Raw genomic sequence first — 20109 nt, forward strand, 5'->3', positions numbered from 1 at the left:
ACCCGTGACCAGCCCCGACACCTACGCCGACAGCCCGGATCTCGCCGCCCTGGCGGGCCTGCTGGCCGACCGTACGCGCGCCGCGTTCTGCCTGGCGCTGCTCGACGGCCGCGCCTGGACGGCGACGGAACTGGCTCGCCACGCCGGAGTCGCGCCCTCCACCGCCACCGGGCATCTGCACCAGCTCGTCGCGGGCGGCCTCCTCGCCGAGGAGCGCCAAGGCCGCCACCGCTACGTACGGCTGGCAGGCCCCGACACCGCCGAGATGATCGAGGGGCTCGCGGCCTACGCGCCGCGTCACCCCGCCCCGGTCCGTTCGCCGGCCGACGCCAACCGCCGCCGTGCCCTGGCCCATGCGCGTACCTGCTACGACCATCTGGCAGGCGCTCTCGGTGTCGCGATCACCGAAGCCATGACCGAACGCTCCCTGCTGGCCTGGGAGTACGGCCCGGCGCTGACCGCGGCGGGCGCCGAGTGGCTGCACGACCTGGGGATCGCGGACGATCGCCCGGCCGCGTCCCGCCGTCCGCACCTACGCACCTGTCTGGACTGGACGGAGCGCCGCCCCCACCTCGCGGGCGCCGTGGGCGCGGCGCTGTTCCGTCATGCACTGGACGAGTCCTGGCTGGTACGCCGGGAAGCCTCCCGCGTCATCACGCTGACCGACCAGGGCCGCGTGGCGATGCGCCGCCATCTGGCCCTGCCGGACGAGCTGCTGGACTACTCCTGAGCGCACATCGGGGCGTCGGCGTCCACGGACAGCGGGCTGCCCGCCGGCAGCATGTAGGTCACGTACAGCACGACCGGTTCGGTGCCGAGATTGCGCCCGATATGGACGTGCCGGTGTCCGGCGGGCTCGATGAACGACGAGCCTGCCGGCGTGGCCTCCACCGAGCAGTCGTCCAGCGTGCGCGTCAGCGTCCCGGACTTGACGACGGCGATGAGCTGGCCCGGGTGGTAGTGCCAGCCGGTGGAGCCGCCCGGCTGCACGGTGATCTCCCGTACCACGACGTCGGTGGGTCCCTTGGTCTTGACCTTCAGGGTCCCTTCCGAGGTGCCCTTCGCCAGCACCGTGCCGGAGACTCCCGTGCCGGGCGTGGCGAGCGCCGCCGAGGGCACCAGCCCCAGCGCCGCCATGCACCCGCCCACCACCATGGCCTTGCGTATCCACCCCTGCTGCTTGTCACCGCGCATGTGAACCCCTCCCAGGTCGGCCGAAACGCCCATACGCTACCGGGACTCAGGAACGCCGGCCGGAAAGGAGCGGGCCCGGGGGCGAAGCCTGCCCCCGAGCCCTGTGATGCCGCCCAATTGCGCACGCCGGCACTCTTAAGGGCACGGGTCGGTCATCATGTCGTCGTGTTCTGCCTTTGAACTACCGCGCATCCGAAGGGAAAGCTGCGCGGGCAGGGCCACCGGATGCGCGCCGCAGTTGGCCCAGTCCTTGGTGGCGGTCACATCGAACAGCCTCGTCAGCGTCGCCGCGGTGTCCCGCAGCGCGTCCTCCGCCTTGACCTGTACGCGAGTGGACTCGGGCGGCAACTGCTCGCCCTCCTCGTCCTTCGGCTGGTACGCACGGGAGATGCCCGCCAGCAGCGCCGGCTTCTGCAGGCCGTGATGCGCTGCCGTCAGGTCCTTGATGCGACTTGGCCGGATATGTGATCAGGGGAGCTGTCACGGTTGCCGCGCACGGCTCGTCGGTATGAAGCAGGCATGGCAACCTCCCTTCCGCCGAAGGACCTTGTGGTCTTCGAGCCGGTCAAGCGGAGCCAGTGCGCGGAGTGCCGGCAGGTCCCGCTCGACCGTCTGGTCCTCGATGACGGCGCGCCGCGCTGCCTGGACTGCGCGGACCTGGGGCATCTGGTCTATCTGCCGCGCGGTGACACCGCCCTCACCCGCCGGGCACGCGAGGGCAGTTCACTGTCGGCTGTCGTGGTGCGCTTCAGCAAGCGCCGTGGGCGGTACGAGCGTCAGGGCGTACTCGTCGAGGAGGTGGCGCTCGCCCGCGCCGAGGCCGACTGCCTCGCGGACTCCGAGGCCCGGGCTCGTCGTCGTGCGCGTGATGCCGTACGCCGCGCGGCCGAGGACGTGCGCTTCACCGCGGCGTTCACCGCGGAGATTCGCCGGCTCTTCCCCGGCTGCCCGCCGGAGCGAGCCCATGCCGTCGCCTCGCACGCCTCGGTCCGCGGCAGCGGCCGGGTGGGCCGCAGCGCGGCGGGCCGCGCCCTGGACGAGGGCGCGGTCACGGCCGCGGTACGTGCGTCCGTACGCCACGACGACACGGCGTACGACGCGCTGCTGATGGCGGGGGTACCTCGGTACGAGGCTCGTGCCCGCGTCGCGGCCACGATCGAGGCGGTACTCGCGGCCTGGCGCGGACCGGGCTGAGAGAGCCGGGTCAGCGCCGGGCGGCGGCGCGTGACCTGCGGTAGAGCATGGCGCCACCGAGCAGCAGGGCCGCGCTCGTCGGCACGGCGACGCCCAGACCGTCCGTACCGGTGTTCGCCAGCTCGGTGTCCTTCGGCGGGGTGTGGCGCACCGGCTCCTCCTTCGGCGGCGTGACCGGCTTCGGGCGCTCGGGACGCGGACCCGGCGTGTTCGAGGAGGAGTTGCCGACGGCGGCGTTGCCGATGCCGACGACGTTGACCGAGTTGCCGGTGACGTTCACCGGCACATCAACGGGGATCTGAACGCCGTTGCCCGACAGCACACCAGGCGAATCCTTTCCGCGCCCTTCCGCGGTGGCCCCGCCGTGCTCGCCGTGCTCGCCGTGCTTGCCATGATTCCCGTGCTTGCCCTGCTTGTTGCCGTGCGAGGAGTTGCTGCAGTTGTTGCCTACCGCCGGGTTCAGCAGTCCGACCACGTTCACGGTGTTGCCGCACACGTTCACCGGGATGTGCACGGGGACCTGCACCGTGTTGCCCGAGAGCACCCCGGGCGAGCCGACCGCACTGCCGTCCGCGTCCGAGTCGGCGTGCGCGTAGCCCGCGCCGGCGAGCGCAGTTCCCGTGATCATCGCGGCTACCAGGCCATTTCGGCTTACCTGCCTCATCAGTTCCCTGCTTTCCGGAGGATTTCACGGGCACTCACCCGCACCGGAAATAACGCGATGGAGCCATTCGGGTTATGGCTCATACGCCTTTCACTCCATCGAGTGGGCGTTTTATCGAACTACTCTCCCGTGAATGGAAGCCGGTCCCTCCCGGGTAACTCCTTGCCATGACGGATCGCCCGCTGCTCCTCCTCGACGTAGACGGCCCCCTCAACCCGTACGCCGCGTACCTCCCCGGCATGCGCGGCTACACGACACACCGCCTCCACCCGGCCAACTGGCTGGCCCGCCAGACCCCGGGCTCCCGCCGCCACCGTCGCGGGCTGCGCGTCCGGCTGCATCCCGGGCACGGCGCGCGGCTGACGGCCCTTCCGTACGAACTGGCCTGGGCGACCACCTGGATGCACCAGGCCAACGACATGATCGGGCCCGTGATCGGACTGACCGGCGACCTGCCGGTGATCGAATGGCCCGAGCTCTTCGCGCGTGACCCCGACGGGCTGTACTGGAAGACCCGGCCGCTCCTCGAATGGGCCGCCGGCCGCCCCTTCGCCTGGGTCGACGACATGATCACCGACCTCGACACGACCCATGTGACCGCCCACCACGACGCCCCGGCCCTCCTGCTCCGCATCCACCCGAGGCGCGGTCTGCGAGAAGCGGACTTCATGGCTCTGGAGCACTGGGCCGGGCAGCTGTGAGCCCGCGGACGAAAGGTTCCCCTCGCGTGCCGATCCTGACGAAGCGCACCCGTCTCGCCCTGGCCGGAGCAGCCGCGGCCGTCCTCGCGGCCGGCGCCCCCGCCGCGTACGCGACGCTGGACACCGAACGCGCGCAGCCGCAGCCCTCCGCCGTGACGTCCTCCGCCGAAGCGGCGGCGGCGCGCGGCCAGGCGTACGTCGAGACGCGGCTGTTCTTCGGTACCGAGCGTCCCGACGGCGGCCCGGACGTGACCGACCGGCAGTTCATGGCCTTCATCGACCGCCATGTCACGCCGAGCTTTCCGTCGGGACTCACCGTGCAGGACGGCCGGGGACAGTGGCGGGACGCAGGCGGCACCATCGAGCGGGAGCGTTCGTACGAACTGATGCTGCTCTACCCAGTCACCGAGGCCCGCGCGCACGACCGTCAGATCGAGCGGATCCGCGACGCCTACGAGCGCGCCTACGCGCAGGAGTCGGTGGCCCGGCTGGACGAGCCGACGCGCGCCGACTTCTAGGCGCGCCCGGCTTCTAGGCGCCCGCGCCGCGCGGCACGACCGTCGACAGTACGGCGGGCAGTGGGTACCAGTCCGCCGACACGACACTAGCGTGGCGCCCCGCCAGCAGGGCGAGGCGTTCGCGCGCCTGTGCCTCGGTCGGGTTGGTGCCGTCGGTGGCGGGCGGGACGTTGTGCGCGTCCGTCATGACGACAAGGTAGTGCCGGGCGTTGTACCAGCCGGTGTCGATGCCGCCACCCGCACAGGCGGATGCGTCGCCGTCGAAGACGACGAACCAGGGCCGGATGCTCGCGTCCGCGTATCGCGCGCGCGGGTCTCCGGCCTCGGCCTTGTGTACGGCGGGGAACGCGGCCGCGTCACGCAGCCGCCCGGCCGCGGCCAGGTCCCGCAGGTGGGTGGCGTACTCGCGGTCGGTCCACAGGGTGTCGGCGGGGTTGCCCTCCTCGACCGTGCCCGGGATCAGCTCGACGATGAACCGGCCGGCCAGGGCGGACCGCGCGGGCCAGCCGTCCGCCCGTACGGCCTCGTCGAGCGTCGCGCGGCCGCCGGCCAGATCGGCCGGCCGGTACAGCGCATCGCCGAGCTTGCTGCCGAGCAGGGCGTCGAAGGCGGCAGGCCCGCGGCCGTTCCGTCCCCGGAAGCCGTCCTTCATCTCGATCTTCAGCAGGATGGGCCGGTGGCCGGGGTGCGCGTCGTGCCAGGCTCTGATGTCCGCGAGGCAGCCGGCGAGGTTCTGGTTGCGGGGCTTGGTGCGCAGTTGTTGTCGTTGCCGAGCGGGTTGCTGTGCGAGACCCGCCAGGAGCTGCCGAAGACGTTGGTCCACACGTCGAGTTCGAGCATGGCGGCGCCGGAGTCCAGCGCGTCGGCGAAGTACGGGTACTTGGCCTTCTCGTACGCGTTGTGGACGCCGACGCCGGTGGTCGCCGAGTACGGCGACTGGACAGGGTCCGCGCCCGTCGGGCCGGCATGCGCCGGCGCCCCCGCGAACGCGAGCGCCCCCGCCGCGGCAGCCGTCGCTACCGTACGCACCAGTGTGCTCATACTCCCCCACTCTCACCGGTCAATCCGGTCAACGTGGGTGCACAGTAGGGGAGTTGGCTGAGGCCCGGGAAGACGGCGGCTTACGTTCAGGGGTGAGGGACGCGATGCCGGACCCGACCTCGGCGACCGACGTCACAGCCCTCCGGAAAGCTCACCCGTCCATGGGCCGGAGAGCATGCCATCGGTGAGCCACAACCCCGTGGCAGCCTCGATCGTGACGGCGACCCGCTGCGCGCCGTCACCGTCAGGGCCCAGCTGCTCCGTGATGCGGTGGAGGCCGGGTGCGGCAGCGCTTCCCGGTACGTACTTGCCTGGTATCCGCCTGTCGCACGGTTGCGGCTGTCCGTCGGGAACGAGAGTGGGATAGGTGCTGTTGGGGTGGTACCGGGCGCCGTTGACGTGGAAGGCCAGGCCCTGGTGGTCGGAGCCGAGCTGGTAGGTCAGGAACGGGATCGCTTCGACGAAGACGCAGGCTTCGGGACGGTTGATGATCACGTCACGCGGCGGGCCGCCGCCTCCACCGGGTTGGTCGACGGTGTGCCCCTGGGCCACCAGTCGTCGCGGCCCGGGTCCGATTCGTATGCGTACCAGTAGCCGTCCTGGCCCAGACGGAGTTGGAGGGACCCGCCCGGGATCGTCAGGTGGTTGCGCCAGGGGCGGAGACTCGGGAGGCCTGCCGCTGCCAGGACCGGCCGGGCTCGGTCGAAGGGGCCCGCCGGGGGATCCCACGGCGTTTCCAGGACCTGGAGGGCGTCAGGGCCGCCCTGGCGCCAGGCGGCCACCGCGCGGGCCAGGTCGGTCGGGGTGCGGCCGGTGGCGGCGGCGAGGTCCCGGTAGAGGGCGCGGGTCGGGGCGGCCAAGCCGGAGCCGGGCTGGGCGGCGGCCAGGCGGACGGCGTCCTGCCAGGGGGTGAGGTCCGCGATCGGGTCGTGTGAGGTGGCGAGGATCGTGTGGGCGCGGGCCGCCGCGTCCGTGGCGAGCTGGTCCAGGGCGAGGGGGTCCGGGGCGCCGGGGACCGCGGGGTAGGACGGGGGGTGCGCCGGGTGTGCGGGGGTGGGGAGCGGCGGTGGCAGCGGCGGGAGCGGACCGCGTGCGACGGCCTCACGGGCCGCGATCCCTGGGGTGGCCGGGGCGGTGGTGCGCTCGCGGGCGGCGTGGGCCGCGTTGCGGCGGGCCAGGGCGTCGAGGAGTTCACGTTCGCCCCGGCCGCGCATGAGCAGGAGGACGAAGGGGTCCTGGTCCAGGAGGCGTGCCGTCCGGTAGCAGAGCGCCGCCGCGTGTTTGCAGGGCCAACCGCGGTCCGGACACGTGCAGGTGGGGGCCAGATCCCCGGCGGTGGGCAGCAGAACGACGTCGGCCTCCGCGGAGGAGTCGGCCAAGGAGTGCGGCATGTCCTTGTCCAGGAGCGCCGCGAGATGCGCCGGATGCGCGGCCGCGGTATCCAGGAAGCTGTCCCAGTCGCTGTCCGTGAGAGTACGGAGGCGGATTTCCGTACGGTACGGGCGGGCGCGGCTGCCCCGCACGTACGCGACGATCCGGCCCGGCGTCACGCTGATCGTGTCGACGTACCCCTCGCGGGCGTACGTGCGGCCCCGGGCCAGTCGGCCCTCGTCCAGGGAGAGTTCCTCCAGGGCCCGCACCCAGGCATGGCCCCACCAGGTCTCCGCGCTCCCCTGCGGGACCGCGTCGAAGGTGCGGCGGCGGTCGTCGGGGCGGGCGCTCATGTTGCTCGAGTTGCTCATGCTGCGCAGGCTGCTCATGACGGCCTCCGCAAGGCCACCAGGTCGGCGAGCTGAGCGTCGGACAGCTCGGTCAAGGCCGCCTCTCCGCCACCCAGGATCGCGTCGGCCAACGCGCGCTTGGACGCCAGCATTTCGGCGATCCGGTCCTCGACCGTGCCTTCCGCGATCAGCCGGTGGACCTGGACCGGCTGGGTCTGGCCGATGCGGTAGGCACGGTCGGTGGCCTGCTCCTCCACGGCCGGGTTCCACCAGCGGTCGTAATGGATGACATGGGATGCCCGAGTGAGGTTCAGACCGGTGCCCGCCGCCTTGAGGGAGAGCAGGAAGACAGGGACCTCACCGGACTGGAAGCGGTCCACCATCTCCTCGCGCTGGGCCACCGGCGTTCCCCCGTGGAGGAGTTGGGAGGGGACGCCGCGTGCGGTGAGGTGCTCGGAGAGGAGCCGGGCCATGGTCACGTACTGGGTGAAGACCAGGACCGAGTCGTCCTCGGAGAGGATCGTGTCGAGGAGTTCGTCGAGGAGCGTCAGCTTTCCGGAGCGGTTGCCGAGGCGGACGGGGGTCGCCTGTGGTCCGTGCTCTCTCAAGCCGTGTTCTTTCAGGCTGTGCTCTTTCAAGAACTGCGCCGGGTGGTTGCAGATCTGCTTGAGCGAGGACAGCAGCTTCATGATCAAGCCGCGCCGCGCGATGCCTTCGCTCGCCTCGATGGCGGCCATCGTCTCGTGTACGGCGGCCTGGTACAGGGACGCCTGTTCCCTGGTGAGCGGGACGGGGTGGTCGGTCTCCGTCTTGGGCGGCAGTTCGGGGGCGATGCCCGGGTCGGACTTCTTGCGGCGCAGAAGGAAGGGGCGGACGAGGCGGGCGAGTCGTTCGACCGCTTCTTCGTCCTCGCCGCCTTCGACCGCGCGGGCGTGGCGGGCGCGGAACGACTTGAGCGGGCCGAGCAGTCCGGGCGTGGTCCAGTCGAGGAGCGCCCACAGCTCGGAGAGGTTGTTCTCGACCGGGGTGCCGGTGAGCGCGACCCGGGCGGATGTGGGAATCGTCCGCAGCGCCTTCGCCGTCGAGGAGTGCGGGTTCTTCACGTGCTGCGCTTCGTCGGCAACGACCATGCCCCAGGCGTGGGTGGCCAGATGACCGGCGCTCGCGCGCATCGTTGCGTACGTGGTGAGGACGAAGCCGCCGGCGAGACCGGACAGGGTGCGGCCGGCGCCGTGGAAGCGGCGCACGGGGACGCCGGGCGCGAAGCGGGTGATCTCGCGCTGCCAGTTGCCGAGCAGCGATGCCGGGCAGACGACCAGGGTGGGTTCGCTGCGGGCCCGGTGCAGGTGGAGGGCGATGACCGTGATCGTTTTGCCGAGGCCCATGTCGTCCGCGAGGCAGCCACCGAGGCCGAGCGAGGTCATCAGGTCCAGCCAGCCGAGGCCGCGCAGCTGGTAGTCGCGCAGGGTGGCGTTCAGCCCGGGCGGCGGTGGCAGCGGGGCGGTGTCCGTGGTGAGCCGGGTGCGCAGGGTCGCCAGGGTGCCGGTGGGGATGGCCTCGACCGTCGCACCGTCGATCTCCGCCGTGCCGGTGAGGGCGACCGCCAGTGCGTCCACCGGGTCCAGAAGGCCCAACTCCCGCTTGCGCGCTTTGCGTACGAGCGCGGGGTCGACCACCACCCACTTGTCCCGCAGCCGCACGATCGGGCGGTGCGCCTCGGCGAGGGCGTCCATCTCGGCTTCGCTGAGCCGGTCATCGCCGAGGGCCAACTGCCACTGGAACGCGAAGAGTTCCTCCGCGTCGAAGAACGGCGTGCCGTCTGTCGCCGAGCCCGGCGCGGGCCGTACGACGGCGGTGGCGGTGAGCGTACGCGCCAGCTCCCTCGGCCAGTGCACGGCGATCCCGGCGGCGGCGAGCCGGGTCGCGGCGATTCCTAGCAGATCGGCCAACTCGTCCTCGTCGAGCGGCAGTACGTCGGGCGTGGGTTGCTCCAGCAGCCGGCCGAGGGGCGGCCAGAGGCGCGCCGCGCGGCGCAGCGCGAGTACCGCCTCGATGCGGGCACGCGGCCCGAAGCGGTCGCTGCCCTCTCCGTCCCACAGCCGCGCCGCGTCGATGACGAGCGTCGGGTCGGCCAGGCTGTGCACCTGGACGACGGCCGCGCCCGCTCGTCGTTCGCCGCCGTCGCCGTGGCGGTCGCCGTCGCCGTGGCGGTCCCCGTCGCCCGAGGTGTCGAAGAGGTCGTATGCGGAGAGGTCGAGCCGCAGCGAGATCCCGACCCCGGTATCCATCCCCGCGGCGACTTCGGCCGCCCACTCCCGCTGCTCGGGCAGCCGCTGTGGCTCGCGCGCCGCGAAGGGTGCGCCGTACGCGTGGCCGGCGGCCGGCGTACGCGGCAGGGTGTCGGCGACCGCGTCGAGGAAGGCCCGTACCAGCGCCTCGGGCTCGGGCAGCTGGAGGGGCCCGCGGCCCGGGGGGCCCGGCAGGGGGATGGCGTATGCCTCGTACGGCATGGCCGCTGCGATGGACCGCAGGTGCGCCACGTCGTCCGCGTCCAGGGGACCGGCCCGCCACGCGTCGTGGTCATCGGCGGTCAGGCCTGGCAGGAGCCGGCCCCGAGCCACCAGGTGAAGGGCGTGCAGCGCGGCCGCACCCCAGCAGCGGGCGGCCGGGTGAGCGGCGGGATCGTGCCGGGCACGGGCGAGCACGGACAGCGCGTCGGCAAGGGGCAGCAGGACGGCGGAAACGGGCTGGCTGCGCACACCACCACTGCTGCCGTCGCGCCGCACGACAATGATCCGCCCACCCCCATCCGCGGCGGACGCCGACGCCGGCGCCGGGCCGCCCTGGCCACCGGGCCCCGCGGCCAGGGCTCCTACCGGACCGGCCCAAGCACCGGGTGCGTCAAGGGCTGCCGACGCCCCTCCTGCCCACCCGGCACCAGCACCCATAGCGCCGCCGGGCATCGCGGCCAGGGCTCCTGCCGGCCCGGCACCGACGCCCGGTGCGCCGCCGGGCACCATGTGCGCACCACCCGCCGGCTCGGCACCAGCCCCCGGTGCGCCGCCGGATACCGCCGTCTTGGCACGCGCAGGGTCCGCGAGCGGGGGTGGGGCGTCCGTGAGGTCCGGGGCCCGGTCGGCCGGGGGTGCGGGGTCCGCGAGCTGGGTGTCCGCGACTTCGGCTCGGTCGGCCGGGTGCGGCGACGTGGTCTCCGGCCGTGGTGGGAGGGGGGTTCCTGTTGGGGACCAGAAGGCGATCCGGGCCTCGCGCGGCAGCGCGGCCGGGAGGAACACCGCGGCGTAGCGCGCAAGCGCGTCGGCCGCGCCCTCGGCCGACGACGGGTGCATCCAGTGCGCCACCGTCCCTCCCCCCGCTCGTGCCCATGGATTCCCTGACCTGGCCGAGTCTACGAGCGGGGTCTGACAGCCCCCGTTACGCGAGCTTCGCGGCCGGCGCTTCGAGGGCCTCGATCTGGCGGTCGGGGGCGATTCCGGTGAGCCCGGGTTCCCAGTGGATCTCGTCGGCCCCGAGATCAGCGGCCCGTTTCAGGTCTTCCAGCACGATCCGGGCGAAGTCTTCGGCCAGGTCCGGGGTGTCCTCTACGGGCGGCATCACCCGGAGGACGACCTGGCCCGTGCCGCCTGCCGCCCGGTACCAGCCGATCTCGGTGCGGCTGGTGTCCCAGTCCCGTACGCCGGTGACGAACCCGTCGCCGATCCGCGCGGCACGCTCCACCGCCGGGCGGGCCACCGCCCCGATGACCACCGGCAGGCTGCCGTTCACCGGCTTCGGGCCGACCGTGGACAGCGGGATCCGGAAGTACGGGCCGTCGAGCTGGACCGGGGTCCGGTCCCCAGCACGCCCGCATGCCGCCAGATGCTCCTCGAAGCCGGCCCCGCGACGGCTCAGCGGCGCACCGGTCGCGGTGAACTCCTCCGGCAGCCGGCCCTGCCCCAGTCCACGTCGAGTCGGCCGCCGGAGGGCCGGTCGAGGGTGGCCAACCGTGGGGCGAGCACGATCGGCGGCTGGAACAGCGCGTTCACGGCGCCGGAACTCACGCGGATGCGACGGGTGTGCGCCGCCGCCCAGGTCAGCATCTCCAGGGGTGTCCCAGACGTACGACTCCGGCAGCCCGGCCTAGTTGCGCCAGTGCGGTCCGGCGGGCAGCAGCAACCGCTCGCCGGCGGACACGCTGTCGAATCCGAGCCGTTCCGCGGCGGTCGCGACGGCGACGAGGTACCCCCGGCTCCGGGTCAGACCGCAAGCGCCGTCGCAGCCGCCTAGCCGCGCTGGGCCTTGATGCGCTGCATCGAGGTCAGCGTCCGTACGAACAGCATGGCCAGAGCCGCGGCCGCGATGTCAGCGAGGTTCGCGGCGATCAGCAACTCCGCGGCGTCGCGCACCTGCTCAGGCTCAACGGCCTTGTTGTATCTCGTGGTAGCCAAGCGGCCCGTCAGTATGGCGACGACCCATATCGTCCACCACGCGTTGACGACAGCGTGCGAGACCTTGCTCAGTGCGAGGTGCGGCCCCTCCGGGGCGCTCGCCCGCCAGATGCCGACGGCGATTCCGCGCGGTATCCAGAGGTTGGCGATCGGAATGAACCATGCGCCGATCGCCCAGCCACGGCCGCGGGTGTGGCCGTCCGGAGCGAAGACGTCGGCGTTCGCGCGGACGCGGTGGAACCAGATGATGAAGAGGGTCGCCGTCGCGAGCAGTGCCCAGCGCTGGAGGTTCGCTGCCATGAAGGACAGGTCGTTGGCCCGGTCAACGCTGCCCTGAGTCTGCTGCGCGTCGCCCATCGCGCCGTGCATGGACACCGCGGCAAACATCGCGAACAGGTCGGCTGCGACGACAAGTCCGAGCAGCGCCAGGACCGCGTACGAGAGCCCCACGGGCGAGCGCAGCCGCGCCGGATGCGCGGACACCGCCGGAGGCGGCGGCGCGGAGGCTGCCGCCGCGATGACACAGCCGTCGCAGAGCCCTTCCCCTGTGGTTGCTTTGGACATGCCACAGCCCGTGCAGATCATGATGAGGGACCCCCGGGAACATGGGTTCCCCTCCCCGGGGACCCCGTTGACCAGCCACGAGGCCGTGGCTGCCCGGGGAGGATACGCGAGCCGTCGCCACGGGTCGTGATCGGTACCGTCACCGGTCGGTCGCCCAGCCACCGTGCTCCCGCGTGTAGCCGTACTCCGGACGGCCCTTGGCCGCGCTCGTACGGAACGGCCTGCCGCCGTCGTCGATCCGCGTCGTGCCGGACCGGCCGGACCGGGTCCAGGCGAGTTCGAGGTACCAGTCGCAGTCGCAACCGGACGTGGTGGCCTCCACGCGTAGGACGACGGGGTCCGTTGACGACACCCGGAACGGGAAGGTCACGGCCGGCAGTGCCTTCTCGCCGTCGAAGCCGGCCACGGGGCGGGCGAGGGGGCGCGGGACGTCCAGTTTCACGGCGAATGAGGCAGGGGTGAGGATGCCGCCGCAGCCCTGGGACATCGTGTAGACGTTCCAGGGCAGTGGTGTGCGGCGGCCGGCAACCCGTACCTGCAGGGCCTGGAGGACGGCAGGTTCGGCCGCGTCGCCCTGCACGGTGATCTCGACGACTGTCTGCCCGCCGTGCACGGCGCGCTGGGCCGCCGCCCAGGCGTGGGCGTCCTGTTCGACCGGTGGCGCCGGGACGTCCTTCGGGGCGCGGTCGATGACGTAGCTGTGGTCGCAACCGTGCTGCCAGACGTGGGAACGGGCGGTCCACGTCAGGGGCGCGCGGCCGCCCGTCGGTGGTGGGGTGGGGGTGGCGGCGGGGGGAGGGGAGCTGCGCGCCGGAGTGGAGCCCGGGCTGGAAGTCGGTACGGTTGTGGGCGTGGTGCCGGGCGCCCGAGTGACGGCGGTCGGACCGGCGCTGGGGTCAGGACCGGTACCGGTACCGGTACCGGTACCGGTACCGGTACCGGTACCGGTGTCGCGCCCGGTCCGGGGTGTGGGGTCGGCGGTGGAACCGGTGGCCAGGTCCACGGCGATGGCGGCGGCGACGAGCGCGCCGACGGCGGCCGCGAGGGCGGCATGGCGCCGCCCCGCCCGACGACGCGCCGGACGCACCGCCCCAGCAGCCGCGATACCCCCACCTCCTGACCGCGGTTCCGATTCCGGTTCCGACGAATGCTGGGCAGCGGCCGCCGGCCCGCCCTGCGGACCGGGCTCCGATGCCAACGGTGCTCCGGGCACCGGTACGCGACGCGAACCCGACTCCGGTGCCTCGCGCGGACCCGACTCCGACGCCAACTGCGGTCCGGGGCCCCGACCCGACTCCGAGGCCGCCTGCGGTCCGGGCTCCGGCGCGGAGCCCGAACCCGGCGCCGACGCCAACTGCGGTCCCGGCCCCGGTGGCTGCGCCGCTGCGGGTCCCGGTACCGGCTGCGTGGGCCTTTCCGGTACGGGTCCCCGTTCCGGCCCGCGTACGGGCTCCCGTTCCGGCCCATGCACGGCCGCCGGTACGGGCCCCAGGCCCACCCCGCGTACAGGCGCCGGTTGCGGTTCACGTACGGACTCCCCTGCCGGCCCAGGCGCGGGCCGGCCCGGTCCCGGACCGCGCGCGGAGTCTCGCATGCGCTGCGCGTCCGCCAGGAGCCAGCGGCGGTGCAGGTCCACCATCTCTTGCGGCGACGCGCCGCACTGGCGGCCGAAGCGGTCCACCGTCGCGAACTCGACCGGCACCGCGTCGCCGTTGCAGTACCGGTGCAGCGTCGACGTGCTGACGTGCAGGCGCCGCGCGAGCGTGCCGTAGCTGAGGCCCGCGCGTTCCTTCAGGCCGCGCAGGCAGTCGGCGAAAGCCTGGGTCTCTGCCGCTCTCTCCACCGTTCCCCCATTTCCCCCGATCCCGCCGTCCCGCAACAGCGTTCCACCCCAGGGTCATTCCCCCAGGTGGGCGTACGTACAGCCGTTCCTGCGTCCCGGATCGGCCGCGTTCCGTTGCCTTCACGCCTCTCCAGCTCAGACGCTGGCCACGCAACAGCAGTTCACCTCACAGCACACAGAAAGACGGGGGAATCACCCATGCTTCAGCGCACCCTCACGGTGGCCGTCGTGGCAGCGGCCGCCGTGGCCGCCTGCACCCTGCCCGGCACCGCCCAGACCCAGCCCGCCCGAGCACCCGCAGCCGCGACCGCCACCGCAGCCGCCACCGCACCCGGCTTCATCAAGGGCACGGACCTGCCGCCGCACCCCACCTCGCCGTGGTTCGCCGGCAAAGTGACCCGCGGGCTGCCCGAGTTCGTACCGTTCTGCCTCGACGGCGTACTGCCGTCGAAGGGCGCCTGGCACCGCAGCTTCGGTACCGAGTACGACACCGGGGCGAGCCAGATCTCGGTGCGGGCCTCCTCCACCACCGCCGCCCGCAAGCTGACCGCGGCGGTCGAGAAGGCCGTTGCCGGCTGCGCGGCCGACTGGCTGCGCGAGACGCCCGGTGGCACAGCCAGCTGGCAGGACTACGGCCGGTTGAGCGTGGAGGAGGGTGCCCATGTCTACGGCGTGCACACCTCGGTCCCCGACTCGGAACCGGGCGTGCACCTCTACGGCATCGGACGCGACGGCAGCACCGTGACCGTCGTCAACTGGTCCCAGATGGGCCACCTCGCTGACGCGCCGGTCAACAGGTTCAAGAGGACGACGACCACAGCCGTCAACAAGCTCAACTGACGAGCCGGGCGGGCCCCCAGAACCCGGGACACCGGGGGGGACCGGGGGACGGGGGACGGGGGCCCGCCGGTGTCATGTCAGGCGCGGAGCGCCGCCAGCTGCTCCGCGAAGGGGATTACCTCCACGGGCGCAGGAGCCGACGCCGGCATCCGGCCAAGCGGGACGGCCAGTTCGCCGGCGGCACGCGCGATGCGTGCGGACAGGCCGTCCGTACGCGCGTCTCCCGCGCCGCCCGCGCCACCCAAGTCCTCCGAGGCCGCGAACACGGCCGTGGGCACGACCTGCGTACGCAGATACGCGAACAGCGGGCGCAGCGCGTGTTCGAGGGCCAGCGAGTTGGCGCGCCGTACCGCCGGTGGCGGCGATGAGGACGGGCTTCCCGGCGAGCTCGTCCGGGTCGATCACGTCGAAGGGATGGATGTCCTGGCCGAACCACGGTTGAAGTGCTCTCCCTCGTGAACGAGGGAGATTCCTGCCTACCTTGCGGTGGCGGGCTGGACGCGACGAGCGCGCCTGGCGACTGCCCTCCCGGCAGCCGGGATGAGCGCGGGGCCCATCCGGTACAGATGCAAGACGTTCCGGGCGGCGTTGTGGTCGGCGTTGCCGTACCAGCCGCAGTCCGGGTTCTTGCACACGAACACGGCCTGGGACTCCCGGCTGCCCGGCGTGGTGAACCCGCACGCCGAGCAGCGCTGGGAGGTCCCGGGGGCGGGAACCTTGACCAGGGTGCCGCCCTGGCGGGCGGTCTTGTACGTCAGCAGCTCGACCGTGCGGCCCCATGCCTGCTGGCTGATGGAGCGGTTGAGGCCGGACTTCTGAGCGACGTTCTTCCCCGGCTGGTCCACGGTGCCCTTGGCGGACTTGACCATGTTCGTGATCTGCAATGCTTCCACCACAATCACGCTGTACTTCGCGGTGATCTCGGCGGTGGTCCGGTGCTGCCAGTCCAGGTGCCTGCGCTTGGCTCTCGCACGCAGCGCCTGGATCTGGTCATAGGTGGTCCGCAGTCGGCCGGAGGTCTTCTCCCCGCGCCTGCGGAAGCTCGTACGGTGCGCGGCCCGCTGCTCCAGGCGGAGCAGCTTGGCCGCTTCCTTCCCGGTCAGCCATGCGTCGTGGTCGTATGTTGTCCCGTCCGAGAGGGCCAGGGGCACGGTGACGCCGACGTCGATGCCGATTTCCGGTCCGGGGTGCGGCTCGGGCTCGGGTTCAAGGGTCTGGATGCGGAAGGCGATGTGCCAGCCGAGCGCGTCCTTGACCAGTCGGGCCCCGGTGATGCGGCTGTCGGTGTTGGCACGCTTGCCGACCGGGAGATCCTTGGTCCAGCGGAAGCGGATCCGCCCGATCTTGGGGATGTTGACCATGCCCCAGCGGCGGTGCACGCGGGTGATGTTCAGGTCCCGGCCCTGCGGGATGTCCACGGACATCCCGGTGCGGAAGCGGGCCTTGAAGTTCGGCTCGTCCGCCCGGCCGTCCCAACAGTTCTTCCACGCCTGGAAATACGTCTTCAGCACCGCTTGCGCGGCCTGCGCAGGCAGAACACCAAGCCAGTCGATGTCCTTGCGGGCTTGACGTATCGCCGCGTCCGCCGCGGCGAGGCTCCTGCGGTCCTTGGGGATCATCGTCCACCAGTCGTGGAGCAGGTTCCACATCGTGCGGGCGGCGTGCGCCTGGGCGTCGACCAGGTGAACCTGAGCAGGCGTCAGCGCTAGCCGGGCGCGGTGCCCGAACTGCCGTTTCTCCCACGCGGGCTCGCTGTTCACATCGCCAGCGTAGCATTTGGTTCATGTCACCACGCTGGAATCCTAACCCCGATGTACGCACCGGCCGTCACGTCGTCTACAACCTGCATGTCCATTTGGTTTTTGTCACTAAGTACCGGCGCAGGGCGCTCACCGACGACATGCTGACCAGGTGCGAGGAGATCATGCGCGAGGTCTGCGCCGACTTCGAGGCCGAGCTGAAGCAGTTCAACGGCGAAGAGGACCACGTGCACCTGCTCGTGCATTACCCGCCCAAGGTCCAGCTCTCCAAACTGGTCAACTCTCTCAAGGGCGTCAGTTCGCGCTACCTGCGCAAGGAGTACGACGCGCACGTGCGCCGGTATCTGTGGGGCGGCCACTTCTGGTCCGGCTCATACTTCGCCGGCTCCTGCGGCGGGGCACCGCTCACCGTCATCCGCCAGTACATCGAACAGCAGCAACGACCGGTATGACCGTGCGGTTACCGGAGGCACAGCGAACCACGGCGCTCCGCGCCTCCAGGCCAAGGATGCGCATAACCTCCGCCCTGAAGGGCAGAGCACTGCGCACCAGGCCGCCGACGAGGTACATGTACCAGTCGCCGAAGCCGATCTTGTCGAAGGATTCCGCTGCCGAGGAGTGGCCGATGAGCTTCGGGAAGGCGCTGGCGACCCCGAAGAACAGGGCCAGTACAACCTGAAGCGCGCGCAGCGCGATGTGCGCGCGGCGGCTCGGGGCGGCGGTAGCGGTGCCTGCGGTAGCGGTCGCGGCGGGGGGCGTTGCGTCGGACATCTCGGTCTCCTCGGAAGGGCCTTGCGGCGGCGTGTGTGCTTTCACCGGGATAGACCGGGCGGCTGCGCGGAACTCATCGCTCGCGGGCGCTTTGGACCGGACTTCTTTACGCTCCGGGCAGGCGGGCGGCCGTATCCGTGCCCTGGAAGGCCCTGCGTACGCCGGCGGGCTGGTGCCGGTGAGGCGTCTGAAGCGGTCGCGGAACGCGGTGGGCGAACCGAAGCCCACCCGGTCCGCGATCCGGTCCACCGGGTGGGTGGTGGTCTCCAGCAGATATTGGGCCTGGCGGATCCGGGCGCGGTGCAGCCACTGCAGGGGGTGGTACTGGTCTGTTCTCGGAACCGCCCGTTGAGGGTGCGGGTGCTCATCCCGGCGCGGTCGGCGATGTCGTCGAGGGTGAGTTCGCGCCGGACGTTGTCCTCCATCCACCGCAGCAGTGGCTCCATGACCGAGCCGTGGGGAGCGGGAGGCTGCGGCTGGACGATGAACTGCGCCTGCCCGCCCTCGCGTTCGCGAGGCATGACCGAAAGCCGCGCGGCATCGGCGGCGACCGCGGACCCGTGGTCGCGCCGGATCATGTGCAGGCACAGGTCGAGGCCGGCCGCCGCCCCGGCCGAGGTCAGGAACTGCCCGTTGTCGACGTAGAGGACATCGGCGTCCCCCTCGACCGCGGGGTGGCGTTCGGCGAACAGGGCTGCGGCCACCCGGTGGGTGGTGGCGCGCATCCCGTACCGAGCGGCACGGGACCGCTGGCCCTGCGGGCCACCGCGCGGCTCGATCCCGCGGTCGCCGACGTGATCGTGGTGCCGGGCGCGGCGGGGCGTACCGCCGACGACGGCAGCGCGGACGCGATCCCGGCCGTCCTGGCTGGCTCGCTTCGGACTGAGTTGCCGGCCCTGCTGAAGGACGCCCGCGACCGGGCGGGTACGACCGTGGCCACCGTGCGCGCACCGTGTGCGGCGGCTCAATGCTCCTTGCCGTGGCGGGCTGATCGCGGGCCGGCCCGCGACGACCCACTACCTGGGGCTGGGGGCGCTGGATGCCGCCGGAGTGCATGCGGTGGACGCCCGGGTGGTCGACGACGGCGACCTGGTGACGGGCGCGGGGGTCACCTCGGGCCTGGACCTCGGCCTCCACCTGCTGGAACAGGAGCTGGGGCCGCGCGTCGCGTACGCGGTGGAGCGGCTCTTCGCGCACGAAACGCCGGGGCACGGTCTGGCGCAGCGAGGGCCTCGTCCCCGCGTCCCTCTGACCCGGGACCCCAGGCCCACGCACCTGGCCCGCACGCTCCGCGCATCGCGGTGGCTGCCCGGCTGGCCATGCACACGGGAATGTTCAACCTCCTGTGGGCCACGGTCACCGTACTGATGATCGTCCGTCCCGGCTCCACCACGGGAGCGCGACGGTGAACGGCCTGCCCGATCGCGTCGCCGTTCGCGGATTTCGGCCCGGTTCCGGGGTACACCAGCGGGAGAGGCGATCATCATGCGTACCGGCAATGAACCAAGCACCGCACGCAGTCCGCTGCGGATGCGGCTCTGGCTGAGTGTGTGGGGCCTGATCTGGGCCGCGTCCGGCACCGCCGCGTTCGCCCTGGCCGGCCGCACGGGCTGGGCGGTCGCCTGTGGCCTGCTGCTGGTGGTGGTTGCCGTCGACCTGGTGCTGGTCCTGCGGCACCTGCACCAGGGCCCGCACTACCAACCCGGCCCGGACGTCCCGCCGTACGAACCCGACCACGGCGGGCGGGGCGGGCGCGGCAGCTGATACGCAGAGCTCTACGTGCCCACCCGTGACGCTTTACGCGTCGAACTTCGCGGCCTCGAGATACTCCGGATTGGGATCCAGCGCCGCCGCAAGCCGGAAGTGCCGCCTGGCGTGCTCGGGGCGTCCCGAGCGCTGGAAGGTGCGGGCCAGCGCGAAGTGCGCGAACGCGTTGTCCGGCTCGCGCTCCAGGACCAACTCGAACTCGAGCTCGGCGGGCCGCAGTTGGGCCGCCGCGAAGAACGCGCGAGCGCGCAGCAGGCGGGCCGCCGTGTTCTCCGGATGCGCTGCGATGACCGAGTCCAGCAGCCTGACCGCGCCCCGCGGGTCACGGGCGGCGAGAAGCTGTTCGGCGGCGCGGTAGTCGATGACGTGAGTTTCCGGGTTGCTCTCGGGCACGGTCAGCTTCCTTCCCTTGCTGCGCGCTTTCAACGCCTGCACAGTCGGCCGTATTCCATGAACCCGTCAGGTGCCCGCCCGGTGCGCCGCGCGCTCGGAGAGCTCCACCCACACCTTGCGGACCTGCGGTTCCAGGGCTTCCAACGGGCCGTCGTTGTCAATGACGAGGTCCGCGACCGCCAGCCGCTGCTCCCGGCTCGCCTGCGCGGCCATCCGCGCCCGGGCCTCGGACTCGGCCATTCCACGCAGCCGGGTCAGCCGGTCCAGCTGGGTCTGCGGGGAGGCGTCGACGACCACGACCAGGTCGTACAGCGGCGCGAGCCCGTTCTCGGTGAGCAGCGGTACATCGTGGACGACGACGGAATCGGGCCCGGCCGCGCCTTCCAGCTCGGCCGAGCGGGCCCCGACCAGCGGGTGCACGATCGCGTTGAGCGTGCGCAGCCTGTCCTGGTCGGCGAAGACGATCGAGCCGAGCTTCGGCCGGTCCAGGGTGCCGTCGGCGGTGAGGACGGACTCCCCGAAGGCCTCGACGACGGCGTCGAGGCCGGGTGTCCCGGGCTCGACGACCTCTCTCGCGATGTTGTCCGCGTCGATCAGCACGGCGCCGTACGAGACGAGCAGCCGCGAGACCTCGCTCTTACCGGCACCGATTCCACCTGTCAGGCCCACTTTCAGCATGGCCCGAAGCTTAGG

18 protein-coding genes and 7 pseudogenes are annotated in these 20109 nt (G+C 72.0%); 8 read left to right on the forward strand and 17 right to left on the reverse strand.

Annotation, left to right across the window (positions count from 1 at the left end; genetic code table 11):
* The first annotated feature begins 4 nt into the window (after positions 1-4).
* A complete protein-coding gene (locus NLX86_RS23595; protein WP_254373769.1) occupies positions 5-730 on the forward strand; it encodes a helix-turn-helix domain-containing protein in 726 nt (241 codons plus the stop codon).
* Here NLX86_RS23595 and NLX86_RS23600 read toward each other — a convergent pair.
* Positions 721-1194, reverse strand: a complete 474-nt coding sequence (locus NLX86_RS23600; RefSeq protein ID WP_254373770.1) for a cupin domain-containing protein — start codon at positions 1192-1194, stop codon at positions 721-723. The genes NLX86_RS23595 and NLX86_RS23600 overlap by 10 nt on opposite strands.
* Before the next feature lie 228 nt (positions 1195-1422).
* Positions 1423-1656 (reverse strand): annotated as a pseudogene (locus tag NLX86_RS23605) (hypothetical protein); the annotation flags it as partial.
* A gap of 57 nt (positions 1657-1713) precedes the next feature.
* Here NLX86_RS23605 and NLX86_RS23610 point away from each other — a divergent pair.
* On the forward strand, positions 1714-2388 hold the full coding sequence (locus NLX86_RS23610) for a DUF2293 domain-containing protein (protein WP_254373771.1): 675 nt from the start codon (positions 1714-1716) through the stop codon (positions 2386-2388).
* Positions 2389-2398: 10 nt separating this feature from the next.
* Here the strand turns inward: NLX86_RS23610 and NLX86_RS23615 are convergent, their stop codons facing one another.
* Positions 2399-3016 carry a chaplin gene (locus tag NLX86_RS23615; RefSeq protein ID WP_254373772.1) on the reverse strand — a complete coding sequence of 206 codons (618 nt, stop codon included), beginning with the start codon at positions 3014-3016 and terminating at the stop codon, positions 2399-2401.
* A gap of 203 nt (positions 3017-3219) precedes the next feature.
* On the opposite strand from NLX86_RS23615, the gene NLX86_RS23620 reads away from it, so the two are divergent.
* Both NLX86_RS23620 and NLX86_RS23625 read left to right on the forward strand, forming a co-directional pair.
* Positions 3220-3753: a hypothetical protein gene (locus tag NLX86_RS23620; protein WP_254373773.1), complete on the forward strand. Its 534-nt coding sequence runs from the start codon at positions 3220-3222 to the stop codon at positions 3751-3753.
* A 26-nt stretch (positions 3754-3779) separates the two neighbouring features.
* On the forward strand, positions 3780-4271 hold the full coding sequence (locus NLX86_RS23625; protein ID WP_254373774.1) for a DUF3574 domain-containing protein: 492 nt from the start codon (positions 3780-3782) through the stop codon (positions 4269-4271).
* Between the two features lie 13 nt (positions 4272-4284).
* On the opposite strand, the pseudogene NLX86_RS23630 reads toward NLX86_RS23625, so the two are convergent.
* The 8 genes and pseudogenes from NLX86_RS23630 to NLX86_RS35150 form a co-directional block, all read right to left on the reverse strand.
* Positions 4285-5312, reverse strand: a pseudogene (locus NLX86_RS23630) (phosphatidylinositol-specific phospholipase C domain-containing protein).
* Positions 5313-5444: 132 nt separating this feature from the next.
* A complete protein-coding gene (locus tag NLX86_RS23635; RefSeq protein WP_254373775.1) occupies positions 5445-5807 on the reverse strand; it encodes a hypothetical protein in 363 nt (120 codons plus the stop codon).
* A complete protein-coding gene (locus tag NLX86_RS23640; RefSeq protein WP_254373776.1) occupies positions 5804-7054 on the reverse strand; it encodes an SWIM zinc finger family protein in 1251 nt (416 codons plus the stop codon). The genes NLX86_RS23635 and NLX86_RS23640 overlap by 4 nt, the downstream gene beginning before the upstream one ends.
* Before the next feature lie 14 nt (positions 7055-7068).
* Positions 7069-10053, reverse strand: coding sequence for a DEAD/DEAH box helicase (locus NLX86_RS23645; protein WP_374213950.1), 2985 nt, complete (start codon positions 10051-10053; stop codon positions 7069-7071).
* Positions 10054-10465: 412 nt separating this feature from the next.
* A pseudogene (locus NLX86_RS23650) lies at positions 10466-11130 on the reverse strand (LLM class flavin-dependent oxidoreductase).
* A gap of 183 nt (positions 11131-11313) precedes the next feature.
* A complete protein-coding gene (locus tag NLX86_RS23660) occupies positions 11314-12042 on the reverse strand; it encodes a DUF4328 domain-containing protein (protein ID WP_254373778.1) in 729 nt (242 codons plus the stop codon).
* A 139-nt stretch (positions 12043-12181) separates the two neighbouring features.
* Positions 12182-13129 carry a hypothetical protein gene (locus NLX86_RS23665; protein WP_254373779.1) on the reverse strand — a complete coding sequence of 316 codons (948 nt, stop codon included), beginning with the start codon at positions 13127-13129 and terminating at the stop codon, positions 12182-12184.
* 558 nt (positions 13130-13687) lie between these two features.
* Positions 13688-13885: pseudogene (locus tag NLX86_RS35150) on the reverse strand (helix-turn-helix domain-containing protein); the annotation flags it as partial.
* A 198-nt stretch (positions 13886-14083) separates the two neighbouring features.
* Here NLX86_RS35150 and NLX86_RS23670 point away from each other — a divergent pair.
* Complete coding sequence (locus tag NLX86_RS23670; protein ID WP_254373780.1) at positions 14084-14725, forward strand: hypothetical protein; 642 nt, start codon at positions 14084-14086, stop codon at positions 14723-14725.
* 77 nt (positions 14726-14802) lie between these two features.
* On the opposite strand, the pseudogene NLX86_RS23675 reads toward NLX86_RS23670, so the two are convergent.
* A pseudogene (locus NLX86_RS23675) lies at positions 14803-15136 on the reverse strand (NAD(P)H-dependent oxidoreductase); the annotation flags it as partial.
* Between the two features lie 65 nt (positions 15137-15201).
* Positions 15202-16485 (reverse strand): transposase, encoded by a 1284-nt coding sequence (locus NLX86_RS23680; RefSeq protein ID WP_254373781.1) that lies wholly within the window; start codon positions 16483-16485, stop codon positions 15202-15204.
* Between the two features lie 23 nt (positions 16486-16508).
* Here NLX86_RS23680 and tnpA point away from each other — a divergent pair, with 23 nt between their 5' ends.
* The gene (gene tnpA, locus NLX86_RS23685; protein WP_254373782.1) at positions 16509-16937 is read left to right on the forward strand and encodes an IS200/IS605 family transposase; all 429 of its coding nucleotides are present in this window, start codon (positions 16509-16511) and stop codon (positions 16935-16937) included.
* Here tnpA and NLX86_RS23690 read toward each other — a convergent pair.
* Both NLX86_RS23690 and NLX86_RS23695 read right to left on the reverse strand, forming a co-directional pair.
* Positions 16897-17256, reverse strand: coding sequence for a DoxX family protein (locus NLX86_RS23690; RefSeq protein ID WP_254373813.1), 360 nt, complete (start codon positions 17254-17256; stop codon positions 16897-16899). The two genes, tnpA and NLX86_RS23690, sit on opposite strands and share 41 nt — an antisense overlap.
* 106 nt (positions 17257-17362) lie before the next feature.
* A pseudogene (locus NLX86_RS23695) lies at positions 17363-17984 on the reverse strand (GlxA family transcriptional regulator); the annotation flags it as partial.
* On the opposite strand from NLX86_RS23695, the pseudogene NLX86_RS23700 reads away from it, so the two are divergent.
* Positions 17973-18508: pseudogene (locus NLX86_RS23700) on the forward strand (DJ-1/PfpI family protein); the annotation flags it as partial. The pseudogenes NLX86_RS23695 and NLX86_RS23700 sit on opposite strands and share 12 nt — an antisense overlap.
* 233 nt (positions 18509-18741) lie before the next feature.
* Entirely contained in the window at positions 18742-19020 is a 279-nt protein-coding gene (locus NLX86_RS23705; protein ID WP_254373783.1) for a DUF6343 family protein, read from the forward strand.
* A 33-nt stretch (positions 19021-19053) separates the two neighbouring features.
* Here the strand turns inward: NLX86_RS23705 and NLX86_RS23710 are convergent, their stop codons facing one another.
* Together NLX86_RS23710 and coaE are read right to left on the reverse strand one after the other, a co-directional pair.
* On the reverse strand, positions 19054-19416 hold the full coding sequence (locus NLX86_RS23710; RefSeq protein ID WP_254373784.1) for a tetratricopeptide repeat protein: 363 nt from the start codon (positions 19414-19416) through the stop codon (positions 19054-19056).
* A gap of 66 nt (positions 19417-19482) precedes the next feature.
* Positions 19483-20094, reverse strand: a complete 612-nt coding sequence (gene coaE / locus NLX86_RS23715) for a dephospho-CoA kinase (RefSeq protein WP_254373785.1) — start codon at positions 20092-20094, stop codon at positions 19483-19485.
* Positions 20095-20109 lie beyond the last annotated feature (15 nt).

The sequence above is a fragment of the Streptomyces sp. A3M-1-3 genome, assembly GCF_024213665.1.
Classification (GTDB): domain Bacteria; phylum Actinomycetota; class Actinomycetes; order Streptomycetales; family Streptomycetaceae; genus Streptomyces.